Annotated in this window: 18 protein-coding genes, 1 pseudogene and 1 other annotated feature; of the genes and pseudogenes, 14 read left to right on the forward strand and 5 right to left on the reverse strand. The window is 65.2% G+C overall.

The window, feature by feature from the left end:
• Window positions 1–81: 81 nt before the first annotated feature.
• Window positions 82–1265, reverse strand: a protein-coding gene (locus ACOQPQ_RS12630; RefSeq protein ID WP_420640407.1) for an IS3 family transposase whose coding sequence is annotated in 2 segments (ribosomal slippage) — window positions 82–1037 and window positions 1037–1265 — 1185 coding nt in all. Because the reading frame shifts where the segments join, the coding sequence is not laid out codon by codon here.
• Window positions 925–1038 (reverse strand) — a sequence feature (AL1L pseudoknot). (Overlaps the previous gene by 114 nt.)
• Window positions 1266–1447: 182 nt before the next feature.
• On the opposite strand from ACOQPQ_RS12630, the gene ACOQPQ_RS12635 reads away from it, so the two are divergent.
• From ACOQPQ_RS12635 to ACOQPQ_RS12665, 7 genes are all read left to right on the forward strand, one after another.
• Window positions 1448–2728, forward strand: coding sequence for a hypothetical protein (locus tag ACOQPQ_RS12635; protein ID WP_420639780.1), 1281 nt, complete (start codon window positions 1448–1450; stop codon window positions 2726–2728).
• 189 nt (window positions 2729–2917) lie between these two features.
• Window positions 2918–4168, forward strand: a complete 1251-nt coding sequence (locus ACOQPQ_RS12640) for a hypothetical protein (RefSeq protein WP_420639781.1) — start codon at window positions 2918–2920, stop codon at window positions 4166–4168.
• Window positions 4169–4327: 159 nt separating this feature from the next.
• Window positions 4328–4474: a hypothetical protein gene (locus ACOQPQ_RS12645; protein WP_420639782.1), complete on the forward strand. Its 147-nt coding sequence runs from the start codon at window positions 4328–4330 to the stop codon at window positions 4472–4474.
• Window positions 4475–4566: 92 nt separating this feature from the next.
• A complete protein-coding gene (locus ACOQPQ_RS12650) occupies window positions 4567–5361 on the forward strand; it encodes an IS30 family transposase (protein WP_420639783.1) in 795 nt (264 codons plus the stop codon).
• Window positions 5362–5405: 44 nt separating this feature from the next.
• Window positions 5406–6692 (forward strand): hypothetical protein, encoded by a 1287-nt coding sequence (locus ACOQPQ_RS12655; protein WP_420639784.1) that lies wholly within the window; start codon window positions 5406–5408, stop codon window positions 6690–6692.
• Between the two features lie 557 nt (window positions 6693–7249).
• Window positions 7250–8569, forward strand: coding sequence for a hypothetical protein (locus tag ACOQPQ_RS12660; RefSeq protein WP_420639785.1), 1320 nt, complete (start codon window positions 7250–7252; stop codon window positions 8567–8569).
• A gap of 434 nt (window positions 8570–9003) precedes the next feature.
• Window positions 9004–10293, forward strand: coding sequence for a hypothetical protein (locus tag ACOQPQ_RS12665; protein WP_420639786.1), 1290 nt, complete (start codon window positions 9004–9006; stop codon window positions 10291–10293).
• Between the two features lie 204 nt (window positions 10294–10497).
• Here ACOQPQ_RS12665 and ACOQPQ_RS12670 read toward each other — a convergent pair whose 3' ends face one another.
• A complete protein-coding gene (locus ACOQPQ_RS12670; RefSeq protein ID WP_420639787.1) occupies window positions 10498–11082 on the reverse strand; it encodes an IS110 family transposase in 585 nt (194 codons plus the stop codon).
• Here ACOQPQ_RS12670 and ACOQPQ_RS12675 point away from each other — a divergent pair.
• A complete protein-coding gene (locus tag ACOQPQ_RS12675; RefSeq protein ID WP_420639788.1) occupies window positions 11073–12461 on the forward strand; it encodes a hypothetical protein in 1389 nt (462 codons plus the stop codon). The genes ACOQPQ_RS12670 and ACOQPQ_RS12675 overlap by 10 nt on opposite strands.
• Window positions 12462–12561: 100 nt before the next feature.
• Window positions 12562–12693: pseudogene (locus ACOQPQ_RS12680) on the forward strand (SDR family oxidoreductase); the annotation flags it as partial.
• Window positions 12694–12697: 4 nt separating this feature from the next.
• On the opposite strand, the gene ACOQPQ_RS12685 reads toward ACOQPQ_RS12680, so the two are convergent.
• The 3 genes from ACOQPQ_RS12685 to ACOQPQ_RS12695 form a co-directional block, all read right to left on the reverse strand.
• On the reverse strand, window positions 12698–14968 hold the full coding sequence (locus ACOQPQ_RS12685) for an arylsulfatase (protein WP_420639789.1): 2271 nt from the start codon (window positions 14966–14968) through the stop codon (window positions 12698–12700).
• Between the two features lie 77 nt (window positions 14969–15045).
• A complete protein-coding gene (locus ACOQPQ_RS12690; protein ID WP_420639790.1) occupies window positions 15046–17304 on the reverse strand; it encodes an arylsulfatase in 2259 nt (752 codons plus the stop codon).
• Window positions 17301–17945, reverse strand: coding sequence for a histidine phosphatase family protein (locus ACOQPQ_RS12695; RefSeq protein WP_420639791.1), 645 nt, complete (start codon window positions 17943–17945; stop codon window positions 17301–17303). Before ACOQPQ_RS12695 ends, ACOQPQ_RS12690 begins: the two co-directional genes overlap by 4 nt.
• Window positions 17946–18074: 129 nt before the next feature.
• Between ACOQPQ_RS12695 and ACOQPQ_RS12700 the strand changes: the two genes are divergently transcribed.
• From ACOQPQ_RS12700 to ACOQPQ_RS12720, 5 genes are all read left to right on the forward strand, one after another.
• A complete protein-coding gene (locus ACOQPQ_RS12700) occupies window positions 18075–18311 on the forward strand; it encodes a MoaD/ThiS family protein (protein WP_420639792.1) in 237 nt (78 codons plus the stop codon).
• 65 nt (window positions 18312–18376) lie between these two features.
• Window positions 18377–19591 (forward strand): glycosyltransferase, encoded by a 1215-nt coding sequence (locus ACOQPQ_RS12705; protein WP_420639793.1) that lies wholly within the window; start codon window positions 18377–18379, stop codon window positions 19589–19591.
• 31 nt (window positions 19592–19622) lie between these two features.
• Window positions 19623–20111: a YbjN domain-containing protein gene (locus ACOQPQ_RS12710; RefSeq protein WP_420639794.1), complete on the forward strand. Its 489-nt coding sequence runs from the start codon at window positions 19623–19625 to the stop codon at window positions 20109–20111.
• Window positions 20112–20274: 163 nt separating this feature from the next.
• Window positions 20275–21069: a pyrroline-5-carboxylate reductase gene (gene proC, locus ACOQPQ_RS12715; RefSeq protein WP_420639795.1), complete on the forward strand. Its 795-nt coding sequence runs from the start codon at window positions 20275–20277 to the stop codon at window positions 21067–21069.
• 161 nt (window positions 21070–21230) lie between these two features.
• Window positions 21231–21395, forward strand: coding sequence for a helix-turn-helix domain-containing protein (locus tag ACOQPQ_RS12720; protein ID WP_420639796.1), 165 nt, complete (start codon window positions 21231–21233; stop codon window positions 21393–21395).
• The last annotated feature ends 85 nt before the right edge of the window (window positions 21396–21480 follow it).

Here is a 21480-nt window from a genome sequence, read left to right on the forward strand (position 1 = left end):
CCGGGGAGGATCATGTCTGTGTCTGATGAGAGTGTGCCGGTTGTGTCGGTGGTGGAGGCTGCCGATGAACCTCCCCGGGTTTCACGCAGGCTGTTTTGTTTGTGTGTCGGCCTGGCGGCTGTGGTGTTGTTGACGGTAGTGGAGTTCTTCGGTTTCGGCTGGTGGGATGCGGCCGATGTCGTGGAAGAGGCGGCGGTGGTTGAACCAGTCGACCCATTCCAGGGTGGTGAGCTCGAGGTCGTCGAGGCTTTTCCAGGGGCCTTTGTTGCGGACGAGTTCGGTTTTGTAGAGGCCGATGATGGTCTCGGCCAGGGCGTTGTCGTAGCTGTCTGCCCTGGAGCCGACGGAGGCGGCGATGTCGTTGGCGGCGAGGCGCTCTGTGTAGCGGATGGACAGGTATTGGGTGTGGCGGTCGGAGTGGTGGACGAGCCCGTCGAGGTCGGCGCCGTTGCGGTTCCGCTCCCAGACGGCTTGTTCGAGGGCGTTGATGGCCAGGTCTGAGCGCAGCGACCGCGACGCGTGCCAGCCGACGATTCGCCGGCTGTAGGCGTCGGTGACGAACGACGCGTAGACGAATCCCGACCAGGTCCGCACATAGGTCAGGTCCGCCACCCACAGCCGGTTCGGGGCCGGGGCGCTGAACCGGCGCCCGACGAGGTCTCGGGGCCTCTGGGCTGCTGTGTCGGCGACGGTGGTGCGCTTGGGCCTGCCCCGAACGGCGCCGCGAGGGCCCAGGTCGCGCATCAGCCGCTCGACGGTGCAGCGGGCCACCCGATGGCCCTCCCGGTTGAGCTGGGCCCACACCTTCGGCGCCCCGTAGACCCCGAAGTCGTCCGCATGCACCCGGGCGATCTCGCCCTTGAGCTCCTCGTCGCGGCGGGCCCGCGCCGACGGCGCCCGGCGCTTGGCGGACCAATACGTCGACGGGGCGAACTGCAAGGCCCTGCAGATCGGCTCGACCCCGAACCGCTCCCGATGGGAGTCGATGAACTCCACCATCACCTTTGCGGGCGGTCGAGCTCCGCCGCGAAGAAAGCCGACGCCGACTTCAAGATCTCGTTCGCCCTGCGCAGCTCCCAGTTCTCCCGCTCCAGCTCCTTGAGCCGCTCACGCTCATCGGTGCTCAACCCCGGACGGCGGCCCTCGTCAACCTCGAACCGGCGCACCCAACGGCGCACCGTCTCCGCCGACGGCCCCAGCTTCTCCGCGACCGACGAAATCGCCTCCCACTGAGAACAGCCCCGCCGCTCGGCCTCAAAGACCATCCGCACCGCACGCTCACGGAACACCGCCGGGTACCTCCCCGGCCCCCTTCGCACAGACAAGGCTCCATCCCCCCAACGATCAGAACCAGCGCATTACCCGGGGAGGTTCAGTTGGCATAAGTTGTTGATGGGAGGTGAGCGGAGGCTGCGGAGAGTGTGAGGCCCGGATGTAATGTGGCCACGTGAAGGCATTGAGGCGGTGGGGGCTGGGGGTGTTGACCGCGTTGGTGATGGTGGCCGCGGGGTGTGGAGGGTCGGGTGCCGGTGAAGCGGCGTCGTGTGTCTCCTCGCTAGGGAACGACAAGTTCTGCTTGGTAGCAGATCCAGCAGGTGATGGCGGCCTGAAGCGGGTCCGGGCCTTACGGGACATCACCGTTGTAGTGGACGGCCAGCCGGTGTTGGTGGCACGGCGAGGCGATCTTGGGGGTTGGGTCGAGGGCGAAGGGAACCTCAGTGCGGGAGGCTCGGCCTGGATAGCTGGTGACGCCAAGGTATTCGACGATGCCCGGGTGGAGGACGATGCGTTGGTCACGGGTTTCGCGGAGGTGTCCGACGGGGCGGTGGTTCGGGATCGGGCGTTCGTGTCGGGGGAGGCGAAGGTTTTCGGCGGTGCACAGGTGTCCGATGATGCCCAGGTCGTGGACGCGGCCGTGGTGTGTGTGGGAGCGGAAGTGTTTGGGAACGCTTTGGTCGGGGACGAAGCGGTGGTGTGTGGCAGGGTTCCCAGGGCGTTTTCGCCTGCCGCCTGGGGTGGTGCCGGGAAAGGAGCGAAGACGGCAAGGATGGTCGGTTGGGTTCAGGGGTGGAGCGAAGTGGGGATGGAGCCGGTCCGGCGGCGAGCGGGGTTGGGCGGTACTGGTGCGCATGTCTTCGGTGATGCGATCGTTTCCGACGGCTCCTGGGTGTTCGAGCAGGCCAAGGTGTTCGGCGAGGCGGAGATCTCGGGCCGGGCGAGGGTCTATGAGCACGCTCAGGTGTTCGACAACAGCAGAGTTGCCGACCAGGCTTCCGTGTACGGATCAGCACTCGTGTTCTCGAGTGCTGCCTCAGAGTTTGTGTCGGCTGTGCTCGAGGGCGGAGAGCGCCCATTTCACCCTGTATACGATCCAGAAGACGTCGCAAGAGTGTGGTGGACGGATTCTCATCTATCTGGGCAGTGGTGGATCTACCCCATTGAAGAAGTACGTTACGAGCTGGAGCGTTATGGGACGCCTACCATTGAAGAGAGGGATGCTCCCTCAAGCTCTCATGGTATAGGCAACAGAAAATCGAGTGGACAGCCAACCAGTATTGTAGACCGTGCAGAAGTGTTTGGTGGTGGGAGAGTGTGGGGGGAGTCTACTATTCTTGGTATCGCAACAATTGAAGGCTGGGTTTCAGGAGGTTCTCGTATTGTTGCTGACTTATGCCAGGACTTCTGGTTGAATGGTGTCACGAACAGCTCGAATGACGTCGCCTGTTGACGGCATTGATGGATTTCTGTCCGGGCCTTGCTGGGTTGCGACCATGGCTTCTTCGCCTTCCCCCAGCACTCCGCTGGGCTCTTTCTTGGCACGAATCGTTGATGGCAGGTGAATGGAGGCGACGAGGGGTTTGAGGCCCGGAGGTATTGTGGCCAGGTGAAGGCATTGTGGTGGCGGGGGCTGGGGGTGTTGACCGCGTTGGTGATGGTGGCTGCGGGGTGTGGGGGGTCGGGTGGCGGCGATGAGGTTTCGTGTGTCTTGTCGCCGGGGAACGACAAGTACTGCTTGGTTGAGGACCCTGCAGGGGGTGGGGGCGGTCTGAAGCGGGTCCGGGCCTTGCGGGATGTCGCCGTTGTAGTGGACGGGCAGCCGGTGCTGGTAGCGCAACGTGGTGATCTGGGAGGTTGGGTGGAGGGTGAAGAGGACCTCAGCGTGGAAGGCTCGGCCTGGGTGGGTGGTGACGCCAAAGTGTTTGGCGGGGCCCGGGTGGAGGGGGATGCCCTGGTCACGGGTTTCGCGGAGGTGTCCGACGGGGCGGTGGTTCGGGATCGGGCGCAAGTGTCGGGGCATGCCAAGGTCTTCGGCGCTGCGCAGGTGTCCGATCAGGCCCGGGTGGTGGACGCGGCTGTGGTGTGCTCAGACGCCGAGGTCTACGAGCGGGCGGAGGTCGGGGACGAAGCGGTGGTGTGCGGAAGGGTTCCCAGGGCGTTTTCGCCTGCCGCCTGGGCGGGTGCCGGGAGGGGAGCGAAGGCGGCAAGGATGGTCGCTTGGGTTCAGGGGTGGAGCGAAGTGGGGGTGGAGCCGGTCCGGCAGCGAGCGGGGTTGGGCGGTACCGGGGCGCATGTCTTCGGTGATGCTGCCGTCTCCGACGGTGCGTGGGTGTTCGAGCAGGCCAAGGTGTTCGGCGAGGCGGAGATCTCGGGCCAAGCGAGGGTGTTCGAGTACGCCCAGGTCTTCGACAACAGCAGAGTTGCCGATCAGGCTTCGGTGTATGGATCTGCACTCGTGTTCTCGAGTGCAGATTCAGAATATGTCTCGGGAATGTCTAAGAATGGAGAGCATCTTTACACGCTGGTATTTTCCCTGGATGACGTGGCAAGGGTGTGGTGGACCGATTCCTCTGCTCATGGAAGTCCTTGGGAGCATGGAATTGATGAAGTCAGATTGTGGTTGGAGTTCAGAGGATTACTCAATGCTGAAGAGCAGGAGGGCCTGTCGGCAAGTGGCGATGAGGATCGCCTTGAAGTGGCAGGGCAACCAACGCAGGTACTTGACAGTGCGGCAGTGTTCGGTGAGGCAAGAGTGTGGGGAGAGTCTGTTGTCCTTAATGGCGCAGAGATCGAGGGTTGGCTGTCAGGAGGATCCCGTACTAGTGGTGATCTCTGCCAGGGAATATGGTTGAACAAGCACACGAGCAATTCCCTTGACTCACCCTGCTAAACTGGAACTGGACACCAGGAGAACTCCAGCTGGATCCATCCGTTGCCAAAGCAGTATGAGAGCACTAGTGGCACCGTGAATCTGTCACTTAACTGTAGCCTGGGTGGAGCTGGTCGGAATCGGCTTGGGTGTGCAGGCTGCGATGGGAGAGTGCTCGTGGTGGGTGAGACGGTGTTGCATGAGCGGCCTGACCATGTGGCCACCATCACCTACAACGGGCCGGAGGTACTGAACACGGTCAACGGGCAGTTGCGTCAGGAACTGAATGCGGCCTGGGACTGGTCCGTGGGCGGCCTGCGCCGCTGAGAGCATGGACGGCGGGATCCACCGGTGGTCGCGACGGGTCAGCCATGGTGGCTGGTTGTCATGTCAGCGACCGACCGGTGGAGGTGTTCAGTATGGCACGGCGTTTGTGTGTGGCCGAGCGTGTTCGGATTGAGGTGTTGTCGGGGCAGGGGTTGGGTGATGGGGAGATCGCGGGCCGGTTGGGCAGGGACCGGTCGACGGTGTGGAGGGAGCGCAGGCGGTGCGGTTCGGGGACGTATCGTGCTCTGCGGGCGGAGGCCGACGCCCGGGCGAGGGCGGCGAGGCCTCGGGTTTCGAAGCTGGCCGGTGACGGGGCGCTTTGTGGTCGGGTGCAACAGCGGCTCGATGAGCGGTTGTCGCCGCACGCTGTTTCCGCGGAGTTGCGCTCCGAGGGGTTCCGGGTGTGCGCGGAGACGATCTACCGGGCATGTTACCGGGATTCGCCGGCCGGCGGTTTGAAGCCCGGTACGTGGGCCAAGTTGGGTTGCGCCCGGCGGCGTCGCAAGCCCCGGGGTCGGGCCGAGCAGGCGAAACGCCCGGTTCTGGGCGACTACAAGCCCATCGCCGAGCGGCCTGCGGCTGTGGAGGACCGTAGGGTACCGGGCCACTGGGAAGGGGATCTGGTGATCGGCAAGAACAACCGCACCGCCATCGCCACTCTGGTGGAACCCACCAGCCGCCACACCCTGGTCGTGGGCCTGGCCAAACCTATCGGCCATCTAAGACCGCCTCAACACCATGCCCCGCAAACTCCACCACTGGCACTCAGCCCAAACCATCTACACTCAACTCTGTCGCGACCACCAATAGAGCCCGCCATGGCTTCTTCGCCTTCCCCCAGCACTCCGCTGGGCCTTTTCTTGGCACGAATCGTTGATGGCAGGTGAATGGAGGCCACGGAGAGTGTGAAACCTGGATGTATCGTGGGTTTGTGAACGCGTTGAGGAGGCGGGGGCTGGGGGTGTTGACCGCGGCGGTGATGGTGGCCGCGGGGTGTGGGGGGTCCGGTGGCGGCGATGAGGTTTCGTGCGTCTTGTCGCCGGGGAATGACAAGTACTGCCTGGTTGAGGACCCGGCAGGGGGTGGGGGCGGTCTGAAGCGGTTGCGGGCCTTGCGGGACATCACCACGCTGGAGAACGGCCAGCCGGTGCTGGTAGCGCAACGGGGTGATCTGGGGGGTTGGGTGGAGGGCGAAGAGAACCTCAGTGCGGAAGGCTCGGCGTGGGTAGCTGGTGACGCCAAAGTACTCGACGATGCCCGAGTGGAGGGTGATGCACTGGTCACCGGCCTCGCGGAGGTGTCCGGAGGGGCGGTGGTTCGGGACCGGGCACAGGTTTCGGGGCGGGTCCAAGTCTTCGGGGATGCACAGGTGTCCGATCAGGCCCGGGTGATGGACGCTGCTGTGGTGTGCTCAGACGCTGAGGTATACGGTCAAGCTGTGGTCGAGGATGAAGCGGTGGTATGCGGGTGGGTGCCCAGGGCGTTCGCTTTGTGGGGAGGGGATGCTGCAGGGGATGGCCCGAATGCCGCAGGAATGGTCGCTTGGGTTGATGGGTGGAGCGAAATGGTGATGGAGTTGGTCCAGTATCGAGCAGGGCAGGGCGGTACCGGGGCACACCTCTTCGGCGAAGCTGTCGTTTCCGGCAGGGCATGGGTGCTTGATCAGGCCAGGGTGTTCGGCGAGGCTGAGATCTTGGATCAAGCAAGGGTGTACGAGCACGCACAGGTGTTCGGCTACAGCAGAGTATCCGACGACGCCTCTGTTTACGGATCTGCACTCGTGTTCTCGAGTGCAGATTCAGAATATGTCTCAGGAATGTCTGAAGGAGGAGAGAAACTCTTCAGCCCGGCTTTCTCTGCAAGCGATGTAGCGCGAGAATGGGAGACCGACTCTCGTGCTGCTGGACGCTTCTGGACGCTTCCTATTGAGGGAATTCGGCACCTATTGAAGGACTTTGAGATTCCGGCTAAGGACAGGAAGAATCTCCCCGATGTTCGAAGCCAAAGTCACGTTGACGTGACTCAGCAAGTAACACATGTTTCTGACAGGGCTAGTGTGTTTGGTCAAGGGAGGGTGTGGGGGGGATCCAGCGTACTTGGCAATGCAAGGGTTGAAGGATGGGTTTCAGGGGGGTCTATTGTAGTCAGTCGTGTTTGCCATGACTTTTGGACAAATAGGCTTATCAACAGTTCAAATGCGGCCTGTAGGGGGTGGTAACGACTGTCGTAAATGTCATTCAGACACCGGTGCTATTGGACAGAAACTCACCTGATTAGGACCAACAGGTGGCAGCAGGAACAGGTTCGGTTCTTGCTTAAGGGTTCTAGGGATGAATGGAGGCCTCCGTTACATATGGCATTGGTGTGAAGCCAGCGGAAGCTGTACAGAATGGAAGGCCATTGGTGTGCCGGGGGTGTGTTTGCCTGGTTGAGTGCTGTTCATGCTCGGCGGGTTTCAATGATCAGGGGTTGGATGGTTTTGGCCCATATGAGGGGTTTGGGCTTGAGGCTCCAGTTGGCGCACCAAGTGTCGATGGACTTCTTGACATCGACAACGCCGGTATGGGGGCGTGCTTGTGAGTGTTCCGTGCGTTGCAGTTGGGAGCGAGGTGATTTTGGGTTCTGCTACGTGGGAAGACCCAAGACTTCACTGGGTTGCGACCATGTGTTCTTCGCTTTGCCCCGCACCCCGCTCTGGGTCGAGTTGGCATAAGTTGTTGATGGGAGGTGAGCGGAGGCTGCAGGGAGTGGGAAACCTGGATGCATCGTGGGATTGTGGGGGCGTTGAGATGCCGGGGGCTGGGGGTGTTGACCGCGGCGATGATGGTGGCCGCGGGGTGTGGGACCTCTGGTGGCGGTGATGCGGTTTCGTGTGTCTCCTCGCTAGGGAACGACAAGTTCTGTCTCGTGGCGGACCCTGCAGGGGGCGGGGGCGGCCTGAAGCGGGTCCGGGCCTTACGGGACATCACCGTTGTAGTGGACGGCCAGCCGGTGTTGGTGGCACAGCGAGGCGATCTTGGGGGTTGGATCGAGGGCGAAGAGAACCTCAGTGCGGGAGGCTCGGCCTGGGTGGCTGGTGACGCCAAGGTGTTCGGCGATGCCCGGGTGGAGGACGATGCCCTGGTCACCGACCTCGCGGAGGTGTCCGACGGGGCGGTGGTTCGGGATCGGGGGCTCGTGTCGGGGCATGCCAAGGTTTTCGGCGCTGCACAAGTGTCCGATCAGGCCCAGGTCGTGGACGCTGCCGTGGCGTGCTGGGGAGCGGAAGTGTTTGGGAACGCTGTGGTCGGGGACGAAGCGGTGGTGTGTGGCAGGGTTCCCAGGGCGTTTTCACCTGCCGCCTGGGCGGGTGCCGGGAAAGGAGCGAAGACGGCAAGAATGTTCGGTTGGGTTCAGGGGTGGAGCGAAATGGGGATGGAGCCGGTCCGGCAGCGAGCGGGGTTGGGCGGTACCGGGGCGCATGTCTTCGGTGATGCGGCCGTCTCCGACGGGGCGTGGGTGTTCGAGCAGGCCAAGGTGTTCGGCGAGGCGGAGATCTCAGGCCAGGCGAGGGTGTACGAGTATGCCCAGGTTCTGGATGACAGCAGGGTGTATGACAAAGCCCGGGTTTCTGGAAGAGCATTGGTGTTTGGACTTTCGTCGTCAAAGTACTTTGTTGACAGATCGAGTCATCACAGTGAATCGTTCGTTCCAATATTCGAACCAGATGACTACGCCGTGCGACTGTGGACAGATTCCTATTATCCACCGAATACGTGGCTGGTACGCACAAGTGTCTTTGCAGAGTTTGATGGAGTTCAAGACCTAGATCCGTTTGTGAACCCACATTTTGATGCAAGGACGAGGAGCTACTGGAATCCCAATAAGTTTGGGATTGAGGAACCTGCCCCCACCATGGTGTCTGGCTTTGTGAATGTAACGGGGTCGGCAAGGGTGTGGAGTGGTTCCCAGCTATCTGGCGATGTGCGTGTATTTGAATCTGCCAGAGTTTCGGGAGGATCAACGGTAGATGGTGGCATATTATGTGCTGATATATGGCTGAACTCCTCAAGGAATGTTGCTACTAGAGGGCAATGTGATTGGGCAGGTTCATAGGTGAAGGTGCAGGGAACTTGGGAGTGCAAGGACTGCGGGAGGATACTGGGAGAGATGGTATCACTCTGGCACTGGGCAAATCTGCTATTGGGAAGAGAAGGAAGCGCGACGCTCGAGGAGTCATGGGGCCTCTTAGGTAGGCTGTCATTCTTGAGTTGGGAAAGTGGAGGAAGGGCTTGGGCAGTAGTCGGAGTGAGGTGAGTATCGAGATCAGGGCTTGGCGGAAATAGGGGCCGGTAGGCTCATGGCGTTGAAGCAGGCGGTGGGGGCGAAATAGGGGCCTGCTGCCATGGTTGGAACCCGAGGTCTCGGCGGGTGGGAACGACGAGTCCCTCGCCATTGATCAACAGCCTCTCGGACAGTCCCGCCGGGACTGGTGGGTGGGAGATGGGCAGTGGCCTCGGGGGTTTGAGGCCCGGATGTAATGTGGCCACGTGAAGGCATTGAGGCGGTGGGGGCTGGGGGTGTTAACTACGTTGGTGCTGGTGGCCGCAGGGTGTGGGGGGTCGGGTGGCGGTGATGAGGTGGCGTTGTGCGTTTCGTCGCCGGGGAACGACAAGTACTGCTTGGTTGAGGACCCGGCAGGGGGTGGGGGCGGTCTGAAGCGGGTGCGGGCCTTGCGGGACATCACTGCGCTGGAGAACGGCCAGCCGGTGCTGGTGGCGCAACGGGGTGATCTGGGGGGTTGGGTGGAGGGTGAAGAGAATCTGAGTGTGGAGGGCTCGGCCTGGGTGGCTGGTGACGCCAAGGTGTTTGGCGGTGCCCGAGTGGAGGGGGATGCTTTGGTCACTGGGCTGGCGGAGGTGTCCGACGGGGCGGCGGTTCGGGACCGGGCGGCCGTGTCGGGACAGGCCAGGGTATTTGGAGGGGCCAAGGTGTACGGGGAGGCGGTGGTAGGCGGAAATGCTATTGTTTGTCAAAATGCACACACATATGGCCACTCCAGGGTTACCGGCAATTCAATTGTTTGTGGCACGCCAGCAAGGCAATTTGTCTTAGGTGCTCGAAGTCAGTTGATGGTCTATCCTGATGTGATGAGGTTAGAGCGTTGGGTGCGCGGTTGGACAGAAACAGTTCATGAGGTAGTCTTGGACAAGTTTCGAAGCATAAAGATGGGGCCACATGTATTTGATCGAGCTGAAGTTGTTGGCTCTGCAACCATATTGGACTCTCCTAGTATATTTGGCACTGCCCGGGTTTCGGATGATGCACTCGTCTACGGTAATGCACAGGTCTTTGGCGACACGAGGATCTATGACCAGTCACAGGTATATGGAAACGCTATGATTTTTGGACACTCTGATGCACAATATAGGGTGAACTGGACGGAGACGGAGGGTAATGTATTTGCCGATGTATTCGACAAAGATGATGTTGCAAGACGGGTGTGGACAAATTCAGATTATGACCCTCACCAGTGGTCATATCCTCGCTCTGTGGTTGCCCAATTCACCTTCCTAGATGGAGGTAGCTTGATTCCATATGGCAAATGGTTGCCCTCAGACACCGATGTACTAGGACATCCAAGGCCCACAGAAGTGTTCGGCCGGTCGCGTGTGTTTGGGAACACCCGAGTATGGGGAGGGTCACATATATTTGGTAATGCAGTTATTGCTGAGGAGGTCAGGGTGTCTGGTGCTTCCAAAAAAGATGGGGGGCGACTATGTGGATCGATGTGGATAAATTCTACCAAGCACGGGGGGACAGTTGAGTGTTTCAACTAGTGCAGGCAGCGAGCAGTAGTTGCCGTATCTAGGTGTCCTGTCCATGGAGGTTGTTAGCTCGGGTGGGTAGTTCCGCTTTTGGGTGAGCCTGCGGTGCCAGTGTGGTGGTTGCGAACTACCGCACTTGGCAAGGGGAGGCGGGCTCCACCGGTGGTCGCGTCGGATCAGCCATTATGGCTGGTTGTCATGTCAGCGACGGGTCTGTCAGATGGCCCTTTGTCGAGCGGCGTGTTTGAGGGGTTGTTTTCGGGTGTTTTCGTCGCCCCGCGTTCGGCGTATGACTCGGTTGGTGAGGTGGCGTTTGTGGGCTCGACGGTGCTCGAGCACCTCTTCGATCTCGCCAACCAGGGGGTCGTAAACCTCCAGCGCCTGCACAGGCCCGAGCGTCGGTTCCGCCAACAGCGCCCGCGCCGAGGCGATGGCGTCGACCGCGTCGGTCTTGTCCAGGCGCCGCGAGCGGCGCTGGGCGGCGGACCGCGACGTCGGGACTTCGCGGGTGTCGAACCCGGCCGCCGACAAAGCGATCGCGACATGGGCCCCCCACTTGGCCGATCCCTCCACGCCGACCTGTTCGACACCGTGACCGGCGAGCAAATCGATCGCCCCGCCATAACCGGCCCTGGTGTTCGAGAAGGCCTCGCAGCAGGTCTCAACCCCGCAGCAGTCGACGACGCCGACGGTGAAGGTGTCCTCGTGGGGGACCTCCCAAAAACCCCAACAGACCCCGGTAGGTGAATGGAGGCTACGAGGGGTTTGAGGCCCGGATGTAATGTGGCCACGTGAAGGCATTGAGGCGGTGGGGGCTGGGGGTGTTGACCGCGTTGGTGATGGTGGCCGCGGGGTGTGGAGGGTCGGGTGGCGGTGATGAGGTGGCGTCGTGCGTTTCGCCGCCGGGGAACGACAAGTTCTGCTTGGTAGCAGATCCAGCAGGTGATGGCGGCCTGAAGCGGGTCCGGGCCTTACGGGACATCACCGTTGTAGTGGACGGCCAGCCGGTGTTGGTGGCACGGCGAGGCGATCTTGGGGGTTGGGTCGAGGGCGAAGGGAACCTCAGTGCGGGAGGCTCGGCCTGGATAGCTGGTGACGCCAAGGTGTTCGGCGATGCCCGGGTGGAGGACGATGCGCTGGTCACGGGTTTCGCGGAGGTGTCCGGTGGAGCGGTGGTGAAAGACCGGGCGCAGGTGTCGGGGCAGGCCAAGGTCTTCCGCAGGGCACAGGTCTCCGATCAGGCCCAGGTGGTGGACGCGGCCGTGGTGTGCTCTGCGGCAGGGGTGTATGGGAACGCTGTGGTCGAGGACGAAGCGGTGGTGTGCGGAAGGGCCTTCAGGCCATTCGCACAGTCCGGCAAGGATGCTGCTGGGAGCAAAGCAAATGTGGCAGGCATGCTCGCCTGGGTGCAAGGGTGGGGCGAGTTGGGTCTGGAGCCAGTTTGGCATCGAGCGGGGTTCGGCAGTACCGGGGTGCACGTCTTCGGCGATGCAGTCATCTCCGACGGGGCCTGGGTGTTCGAACATGCCAAAGTGTTCGGCGAGGCGGAGATTTCGGACCAAGCAAGGGTCTATGAGCACGCTCAGGTGTTCGACGACGTACACGTCTACGACAACGCCCATGTCTTTGGCAATGCCAAAGTTTTCACTTACTCCGCATCCAAATATGTCTCTGGATTCAACTCCAATGGAGAACCCACTCTGTCGTCTGCTTTTGAAGAAGACTACGTAGCCAGACAATGGTGGACAGACTCCCAGTATGAGCCGCATGCATGGGTCACATCGATCGCCACAGTAGAAGGCTTTTTCGAGTCTGGTATCCCAATCACAGAGAGTATCTCCAAAGAAAGTCCAGACTGGGAGGACAACTGGGGGAGCATCGAATCTGAGCTGGTAGTCTCTGACCCTACAAGGGTTCATGACTATGCAAGGGTGCATGACAATGCGTTGGTCTGGGGCTCATCACAGGTTAATGGGTATTCTGAGATCTTTCAGCATGCCAGGGCGTCAGGAGGTGCAACCATCTACGGGGGACAGTTATGCGGCACAGACTGGGTAAATGGTGAGGATTTGGCGATCGATAGATCCTGTCGTGCATCCGGTTTTCCTATTGGTCTTCCCATAAGCGCTGACTTCTGCCATGCAGCTAGTGGTGTGTCGTGGGCTTGTTTGCGTGGTTGAGCGCTGTTTGTGTTCTGTCGCGTGTCCAGTTGGCGGGACGGTAGGGTCGCAGTGTGCCGCGGGAATTTGAGTTTCAGAGAAGTTCTTCGAGGAGTACGGCCGGCGGGTCATCCCTCCCCAGCGGGGCGGTGACGCCTCGGAGATGGCCGGGGTGATCGCTTTTCTGCTCTCCGACGACGCGAGCTACGTGGAGGGCGCCACCATCGTGGCCGACGGAGCAACCCTGGCCTGAGCGCTCACTGGTGGCGCATGGCCCGCCGGAGTTCGGCCTCGAAGTCGAACTCGGGGGCGGGGGCGGTGTCGAACACCAGGCCGGTGAAGTTGCTCGGCGCCGGCGCGGGTGGCTGGTAGAGGTCGCTGACCGGGAAGTGGCGGGCGTAGCCCACCGTGAGGAACGCCCCGTCGGACGCCCACGGGCCCATGGGTCCGCCGATGGTGAACGTGCCAGTGGTGAGGGGCTCGCCGCCGTCGCGCAGCTCCACGAGGAGCCGGTCATCGTCGAGTGAGAGGTCCACGGCGACCAGGTCGCGGCCCGCGGTAATGGGCGCCGCCAATCGGTGCTCGCTGCCGTGCAGGTTGACGGCCAGGTGCAGGTGGCCATCGTGGAGGAACAGTGCCCAACCGTTGACCCAGTCCCCCTGCTCGAAGAGCACCCCGGAGGCGTTGGCCGCCACGCCCCCGTCGAAGCCCGCGGTGATGCGGCACCGCCCGAAGATCATCGGCCCCGACAGCTCGTGGACCTTGTCGCCGGGGCGCAGGTGGTGCACGGTGCGAAAACTCAGCCAGGGCATGCGCATGTGCTCGGCGTTGGCCCGCGGCGCCCGGTCGTTCAGCGGCAGGACCTGGTTGCGTTCGGCTTCGGCCTCCCACAGGGCGACCAGCTCGGCCAGCTTGTCGGGCCGCTGCTCGGCCAGGTTCGAAGACTCGGTGAAGTCGCTCCGGGTGTCGAACAGCTCCCATTCGTCGGTGGCGAAGTCGTGGCTTCCGACGATGAGTTCCATCTCGTCGGGGTGGAACTGGCTCACGTGGTTGGTCACCGCCTTCCAACCGTCGGCGTACATCGCCCGGCTGCCCCAGCACTCGTAGTACTGGGTGGTCCGGGTTTCGGCGGCGTCGGGGTCGGCGAGCACCTCGCCCAGGGACACCCCGTCGAGGGTCATCTGTTCGGTGCCGTCGAGGGTTGCCGGTGGGGTGATGCCCAGCAGATCCAGCACGGTCGGCATCAGATCGGTGACGTGGCAGTACTGGTCGCGGGTCGCGCCGGGGTCGGGGCAGCCCGGCCACGAGACGATCAGGGGATCGCGGACGCCGCCCTCGAACGTGTAGCGCTTCCACCGTCGAAAGGGGGTGTTGCCGGCCCACGCCCATCCCCAGGGGTAGTGGTTGTAAGCCCGGTGGCCGCCGAGTTCGTGGATGTGGGCGAACTCGTCGGCGATCGGCTCGCGGTCCTGGGTCTTGACGTACTGGCGCATCACATTCCACGTGCCGTGGGGGCCGCCCTCAGGCGACGCCCCGTTGTCGGAGATCACCATGACGATCGTCTCGTCGAGTTCGCCGGTGGATTCGAGGTGGTCCAGCACTCGTCCGATGTGGTGATCGGTGTGGGAGACGAATCCGGCGTACACCTCCATTATGCGGGCGTAGAGGCGGCGCCGCTCGTCGTCGATGTCGTCCCAGGCCTCCACCCAGGGTGGTCGCTCGGACAGCTCCACGTCGGCCGGGACGACTCCGAGGTCCTGGGCTCGGGCCAGGGTCTGCTCGCGCCACGCGTCCCACCCGGCGTCGAAGCGGCCGCGATACCGGTCCACCCATTCGGTGGGGGCGTGATGGGGCGCGTGGGGGGCGCCGGTGGCGTAGTAGAGGAAGAACGGCTGGTGGGGGCGGTTCTGGCGGAGTTGGCGCAGTTGGGCGATGGCCTGGTCGGCCAGGTCGGCGTCGAGGTGGTAGCCCTCGTCGGGGGAGGCCGGCGGTTCGATGTGGTCGTGGTCGCGGACCAGGTTCGGCGTCCACTGGTTGGTCTCGGCGTTGAGGAATCCGTAGTAGCGCTCGAACCCGAGCCCGCTCGGCCACATGTGGAACGGGCCCGAGTCGCGCTGGTCCCAGGGCACGAGGTGCCACTTGCCCACCGCTCGGGTGGCCCAGCCCTGATCCCGCAGGACGTGGGCGAGGGTGCCGGCCGCCCGGGGGAACTCGCCGGTGTAGCCGGGGAAGTTCAGGGGCAGGTCGGGCACCAGGCCCATGCCGACGCGGTGGTGGTTGCGCCCGGTGAGCAGGCAGGCCCGCGTCGGCGAGCAGATGGCGGTGGTGTGGAAGTTGGTGAACCGCACGCCCCTTTGGGCGAGGCGGTCCAGGTTCGGGGTGTCGATGTCGGAGCCGTAGCAGCCCGCCTGGGCGAACCCGAGGTCGTCCAACACGATCATCAACACGTTGGGGGCGTCGGCGGGGAAGGGGGGCCCCGGCCCGGTCGAGGTGGAGTCGGCGATCGACAGGGCGATGTTCCCGGTCATGGCTGTCCTCTCATCGGTGTCGGTTGGTTTCCAAAGTGGCCGCCACGGCCCCTACCCGGCCGTCGGTTCGCCCGCGGTCACTGGTGCCTCATGACGTCGGCCAGCACGGCGTCCGCATCGAACGGGGGCGGTGTCCCCGTCTTGACGAGCACGCCGGTGAACGACGACGGAGCTTCAGCCGGGGGCTGGTAGTCCTCGCACACCGAGAAGGGCCGCCCGTAGCCGACGGTGAGGAAGGCCCCGTCGGCGGCCAAGACCATCGGCAGACCGACGGGCCACTTTGCGGTGGCCGCCTCCCCGGCCGTGTCGGTGTGGAAGGCGGTCTCGAAGCCGCCGTCGACCGGTGTGCCGTCGACCGTGATGAACCGCGTTCCCGCCGGGATGGGGGCCGTCAGCCGGTGTTGCGAGCCGTCCACCACCAGCACCCACGTGGCCACCCCGCCGTCGAGGAACCAGGCCCACCCCGTCACCCGGTTGCCCTGCTCGCAGATCACGCCTCGCTCGTGGCCGCCGATCGGCGGGGAGAAGGCGGCGGTCATCCGGAACCCGCCGAACAGCATCGGCCCGTGTATCTCGTGGACCTTGTCGCCCGGTCGAAGGTGGTAGCGGGACCGGTAGTTGATCCAGGGGGTGTGCATCTGGGCGATTCGGTTGATGCGCCCGTCGTCGAGCGGGAGTACCTGGTTGCGCTCGGCCTCGGCGTCCCACAAAGCGGTCAGCTCGGCCAGCTTGTCGGGCCGCTGCCCGGCGAGGTCGGTTGTCTCCGAGAAGTCCTCGTCCACGTGGAACAGCAGCCACTCGTCGGCGGCGAAGTCGGACGAGCCGCTGATCCGCTCCCGGTCGTTGGTCGTGAGCTGGTTGACGTGGTTGGTCACCGCCTTCCAACCGTCGGCGTACATCGCCCGGCTGCCCCAGCACTCGTAGTACTGGGTGGTGCGCACCTCGCCCGCTTCCGGGTCGGCGAGGGGACCGGCAAAAGAGACACCGTCGTGGGAGAGCTGCGGGATCCCGCCCAGATGGCTCGGGGCGTCGACGCCCGCCAGGTCGAGAATCGTGACCGGCACATCGGTGGCGTGGGTGTAGTGGTGGCGCACCGAACCGGGGGCGCCGATCCCCGCCGGCCAGGACACGATCATCGGATCCCGCACGCCGCCCTCGAACGTGTAGCGCTTCCACCGCCGAAACGGCGTGTTGCCCGCCAGAGCCCACCCCCACGGGTAGTGGCCGTTGGACACGAACCCGCCCAGGTCGTCGTAGTGGGACAGCTCCCGGCCGATCTCGTCGGGCACATCGCTGGTGACGTGGCGCAGTTGATTCCACGCACCGTGAGGGCCGCCCTCGGCCGACGCCCCGTTGTCGGACACCAACACGACGATGGTGTCGTCGGCCCGGCCCATCTCCCGGATGGCGTCGAGCACCCGACCGAGCTGATGATCGCAGAACGACAGGAACCCGGCGTAGACCTCCATCATCCGGGCGTAGAGCCGGCGTCGGTCGGGGTCGACGTCGGCCCAGGGTTCCACCCACTCGGGGCGCTCGGAGAGCACGGCATCGGCGGGGACGATGCCCATCTCCTTTTGGCGGGCGAGAGTGGCCTCGCGCCACACGTCCCACCCGGCGTCGAATTGCCCCCGGTACCGGTCGATCCACTCCGGTGGGGCCTGGTGCGGGGCGTGGGGCGCGGCGGTGGCGTACCAGAGGAAGAAGGGCCTGTCGGGGTCGTGCAGGTGCAGCTCCCGGAGTTGGGCGATGGCCTCGTCGGCCAGGTCCGCCTCCAGGTGGTACCCCTCCTCGGGGGGGCGCGGCGGCTCCACGTGCTGTTGGTCGCGCACCAAGTTCGGGGCCCACATGTCGGTGGTGCCGTTGAGGAAGCCGTAGTAGCGGTCGAAGCCGACCCCGGTGGGCCACATGTCGTAGGGCCCGATGGCCCGCTGATCCCGGGGCACCAGATGCCACTTGCCGATGGCCGTGGTGGCGTAGCCCTCGGCTCCGAGGACCTGGGCGAGCGTGCCCGCCCCGTCGGGAAAGCGGCCGGTGTAGGCCGGGTAGTTCATCGGCATGTCCGGGAGCATTCCCATCCCGACCCGGTGGTGGCTGCGACCGGTCAGAAGACACGCCCGGGTCGGCGAACACACCGCGGTGGTGTGGAAGTTGGTGAACCGGACCCCCCGGGCGGCCAGACCGTCGATGCTCGGCGTCTCCAGATCGGACCCGTAGCAACCGAGCTGCGCGAACCCCAGATCGTCCAGCACGAACACCACCACATTGGGCGCACCGCGCCGGTACGGGTCCGTCGTCGGCTCCGGCGAGCTGTCCTTCAGGCTGAGTCGGATCATTCGCCGCTCATTTCTACCTCTCGCCGTCGGGGGTCGCCAGAAGGCGGAGCAGCCGGCGGAGCCGGGGTCGGTAAGTCCACGCCGTCGAGGGGGTGGACCCGTGGGCCCGCGGTCAACCGGCCGTCGGCCACCGTCACCCACCGCCCCGTCATGTTGGTGACCCGGGTGGGCGCGCACCCCAGGTGGTCTTCCAGGGTGTAGATGACCCCGCCGTGGGTGACCACCAGCGCGGTTCGGTCGCCCACCACGTCGGCCAACCGGTGGCAGCCCACCAAGATGCGATGCAACAGGACCTCGTCGTCCTCCCAGCCCGGCGGCCGTCGACCGTCGCGGAGGTAGCCGGGGTATCGCTCTTCGATCTGCCGGCGGGTCAACCCGGAGAACTCCCTCACGTCTCGTTCGATCAGCTCGGGCACCGGTATCGGCGGGTCGCAGCCCATGATCTCGGCGATGATCTCCGCGCTGGCTTGGGCCCGCCGCAGGGTGGAGGAGGCCACCACGTCGACCGGGTCCAGCCGGGCACCGGCCTCGGCGGCCTGGCGGCGCCCCAACTCCGACAGCGGGGGGTCGGCCTGGCCCTGCCAGCGTCGGGCTGCGTTCCATTCCGACTGCGCGTGACGCAACAGCAACAAGCGGGCCACGCCCGGCACGGTACCCGTCCCCTGATCCCGGGTCGTGGCCGAGGACGGGGATTCAGGGCCGCCGGGCCGGGGCGGCTGCCCCCGTCACCCGGACATGGCCGGGCCGGGGGATTCCCGTACACTTCGGTCATGGCCACGTTGCGCCTGTTCGCCCACGTCAGGGAGGTGGCCGGAGTCGGCCGTGACGACGTGCCCGGTGCCACCGTCGAGCAGGTGCTGGCAGCCGCCGTTGATCGCTACGGAGCCGCCTTTGCCGAGCAGCTTCAGATGTGCCGGGTGTGGCTGAACGGCGAACCGGTTACCGGCCCCGAGCCGGTGTCCGACGGCGACGAGGTGGCCGTGCTCCCCCCCGTGTCGGGGGGATAGCCTGATTCGGCCATGCCAAGTTCCCACGTGCCGCGCCACGGCTGCGGGCCTCGGAGGGCCCGGCCATGACCCAGAGCGTGGCCATACTGTCGTTGCACACCTCGCCGCTGGCCCAGCCGGGGGTGGGCGACAGCGGGGGCATGAACGTGTACGTGCGGGAGATGGCCGCCGCCTTGGCCCACGGCGGCAGCGACGTTCGGGTGTACGTGCGTCGTGCGCACCCTGCCCTGGCCGACGAGGTGGACGTCGAGCCGGGGGTCACCGTGGTCCACGTCGACGCCGGTCCCCCCGCATTGGGCAAGGAGGAACTGGTCGGCGTGGTGGACCGGTTTGCCGACGGGGTGCTGGCCGACATGGGCCGCCACGGCCGCCCCGACGTGATCCACGCCAACTACTGGCTCTCGGGCGTGGCCGGCCACCGGGTGAAGCACGCGCTGGAGGTGCCGTTGGCGGTGACCTTCCACACGCTGGCCCGGGTGAAGGCGGCCACCGGCGACCCCGAGTCCGACCAGCGGGCCCTGGCCGAAACCGAGGTGATCGGCTGCGCCGACGCGGTGATCGCCTCCTGTGATCCGGAAGCCCAGCAGCTCCGCCGGTACTACGACGCCCCGCCGGAGCGGATCGAGCTGGCCCCTCCCGGAGTGGAGCATGCGCTGTTCTCCCCCGGCGACCGGGAGGGGGCCCGGGCGGCGCTGGGCCTGGGACCCGAGCCGGTGTTGTTGTTCGTGGGCCGCATCCAACCCCTCAAGCGCCCGGTGGTGGTGGTGGAGACCCTCGCCCGCCTGGCCCGGTCCGACGCCCGGCTGCTGGTGGTCGGCGGTCCCAGCGGTACCGAGGGCGACGCCGAGTACCGGCGCCTGACCGATCGCATCCGCACGCTCGGATTGGAAGATCGGGTGCGGTTGGCGCCGCCCCAGCCGCACCACTGGCTGTCCACCTACTACCGGGCCGCCGACGTGGTGTTGGTGCCCAGCCGCAGCGAGTCCTTCGGGCTGGTGGCCCTGGAAGCGGCCGCCAGCGGTACCCCGGTGGTGGCGGCTCCGGTGGGAGGGCTCCGGTCGGTGGTGGAACACGGCCGCACCGGCCTGCTGGTGGACGACGCCACCCCGGATGCCTTCGCCGCCCAGGTGGCCACGTTGCTGGACAACCCGCTGATGGCCGCCGAGATGGCCATGGATGCCGCCACGCGGGCTCGATCGTTCTCCTGGACCGCCATGGCCCGCTCGTTGCGAGCCATCTACCGCAAGATCCAGTCCCGAGTGCCCGTCTATTGCTCATGACCCATCCCGGCACCGGGGACCAGGCCCCCCGATGACCGAAGGCGCGGGCCGGGCGGGCGACGACCGACCCCTGGCCGCCGACGAGTTGGCCGCCTTGGCGTCCGACATCGACGCCTGGCTGGACGATCAGCTCGCCACCAACCCGACGGTGTTGACCGTGGACCGGGGTGAGCCCGCCGAGCGACGCTGGTACGTGCGGATGGTGGGGGAGGAGAAGGCGGTGTCCACCGTGTGGTTCACGCTGGGCCAGCGCCTGCTCCACTGCGAGTGCTACTTCATGCCCGCCCCCGAGGAGAACGACGCCAGGCTCTACGAGTACCTGCTGCGCCGCAACCGGGAGATGGCCGGGTTGCGATTTGCCATCGGCGTGGAGGATGCCGTGTTCCTGGTGGCCGAAGTGCCGGGGCGGACGCTGACCGAGACCGACATCGACCGGCTCCTGGGATCGTTCTACGCCGCCGCCGAGCGATGGTTCCGCCCCTGCATGCGCATCGGGTTCGCCACCCGGTTCCGGGGGTAATTCCCATCTTGGCCCTTTTCAGTAATTTGAGTTGCTTTCCATTCCTTCCCGTTGGTAGACCTTGGTAGTGATCCTCCTGGCCGGTGGGAAAGATCGGGGAAGTCGCCCCACCGGCCAGAGGATTTGCCCGATTCGGTGACGCCCGGCCTGCTATAGCAGGGGGGTGGCGCATCGACTGCAACTCATCGGTGGGGGCCGCATGGGCGAGGCCCTGCTCGGCGGTCTGCTGGCCGGCGGCTGGGCCCGACCCGGCGACCTGGCGGTGGTGGAGAAGATCCCCGACCGCCGAGCCGAGTTGGCCGACCACTTCGCGGAGGTGACGGTGACCGACACCCCACTGGAGGGGGTCGACGCCGTGTTGGCCGTGAAACCCGATGTGGCCGCCGAGGCGGCCGCCCTGTTGCGGGAGGCGGGGGTCGGCCGGGTGCTCAGCATCGCCGCCGGGGTCACCACCGCGAGGCTCCAAGCGGCCTTGGACGAGGGCGCCCGGGTGGTTCGGGCCATGCCCAACACGCCCGCGTTGGTGGGGGCGGGCGCGGCGGCCATCGCCGCCGGTCGCCACGCCGACGACGACGATCTGGCGTGGGCCACCGGCATCCTGGAAGCAGTGGGCACGGTGGTGGCGTGCGACGAATCGCTGCTGGACGCCGTGACCGGGCTCTCCGGCTCGGGGCCGGCCTACGTGTTCTGGCTGGCCGAGGCCCTGATGGCCGCCGGGGTGGAGGTGGGGCTGACCCCGGCCATGGCCGACGCCCTGACCCGCCAAACCCTGTTGGGCGCGGCCCGCCTGTTGGTGGAATCGGGCGAATCCCCCGCCGATCTGCGGGCCGCGGTCACCTCGCCGGGGGGGACGACCGCCCGGGGGATCGCCGAACTGGAATCGCGTGGCACGGCGGCGGCTGTCGTGGCCGCCGTGGTGGCGGCCACCGAGCGCAGCCGGGAGTTGGGCGGCTCCTGACCCCGGCGGTGGCCCGGCTGCCGGGGCCGCGGGCACCGTGGCCCGCCGGGGACCGGGGGGAGCGGGCTGGCACGACGGTGGGGGTATTGCCTAGAGTGAGCGGCGCACCGCGGAGTGAGGGGTGAGATGGCATGGTAAAGCCAGAAGGGCGGGAAAGACTCATGACCGTGGCCGAAGTGGCTGCGCTCATGAGGGTCTCAACGATGACGGTCTATCGCCTCATCAAGGCGCGAGATCTACCGGCAGTGCGCATCGGGAAGTCCTACCGATTGCGTGAGGGAGACATCGACACCTACTTGGCCAGTCGATACACCCAGGCGGGCTGAACCGGCGCCGTCGGCGCCCCACCCCGCTGGGCCACACAGAGATGCGGCCCCGCGGCGTGTTGGCGCAAACGGGCAGGGCCATGGT

Origin of the sequence: Candidatus Poriferisocius sp., assembly GCF_965219775.1 — a bacterium.
Classification (GTDB): domain Bacteria; phylum Actinomycetota; class Acidimicrobiia; order Acidimicrobiales; family Bin134; genus Poriferisocius.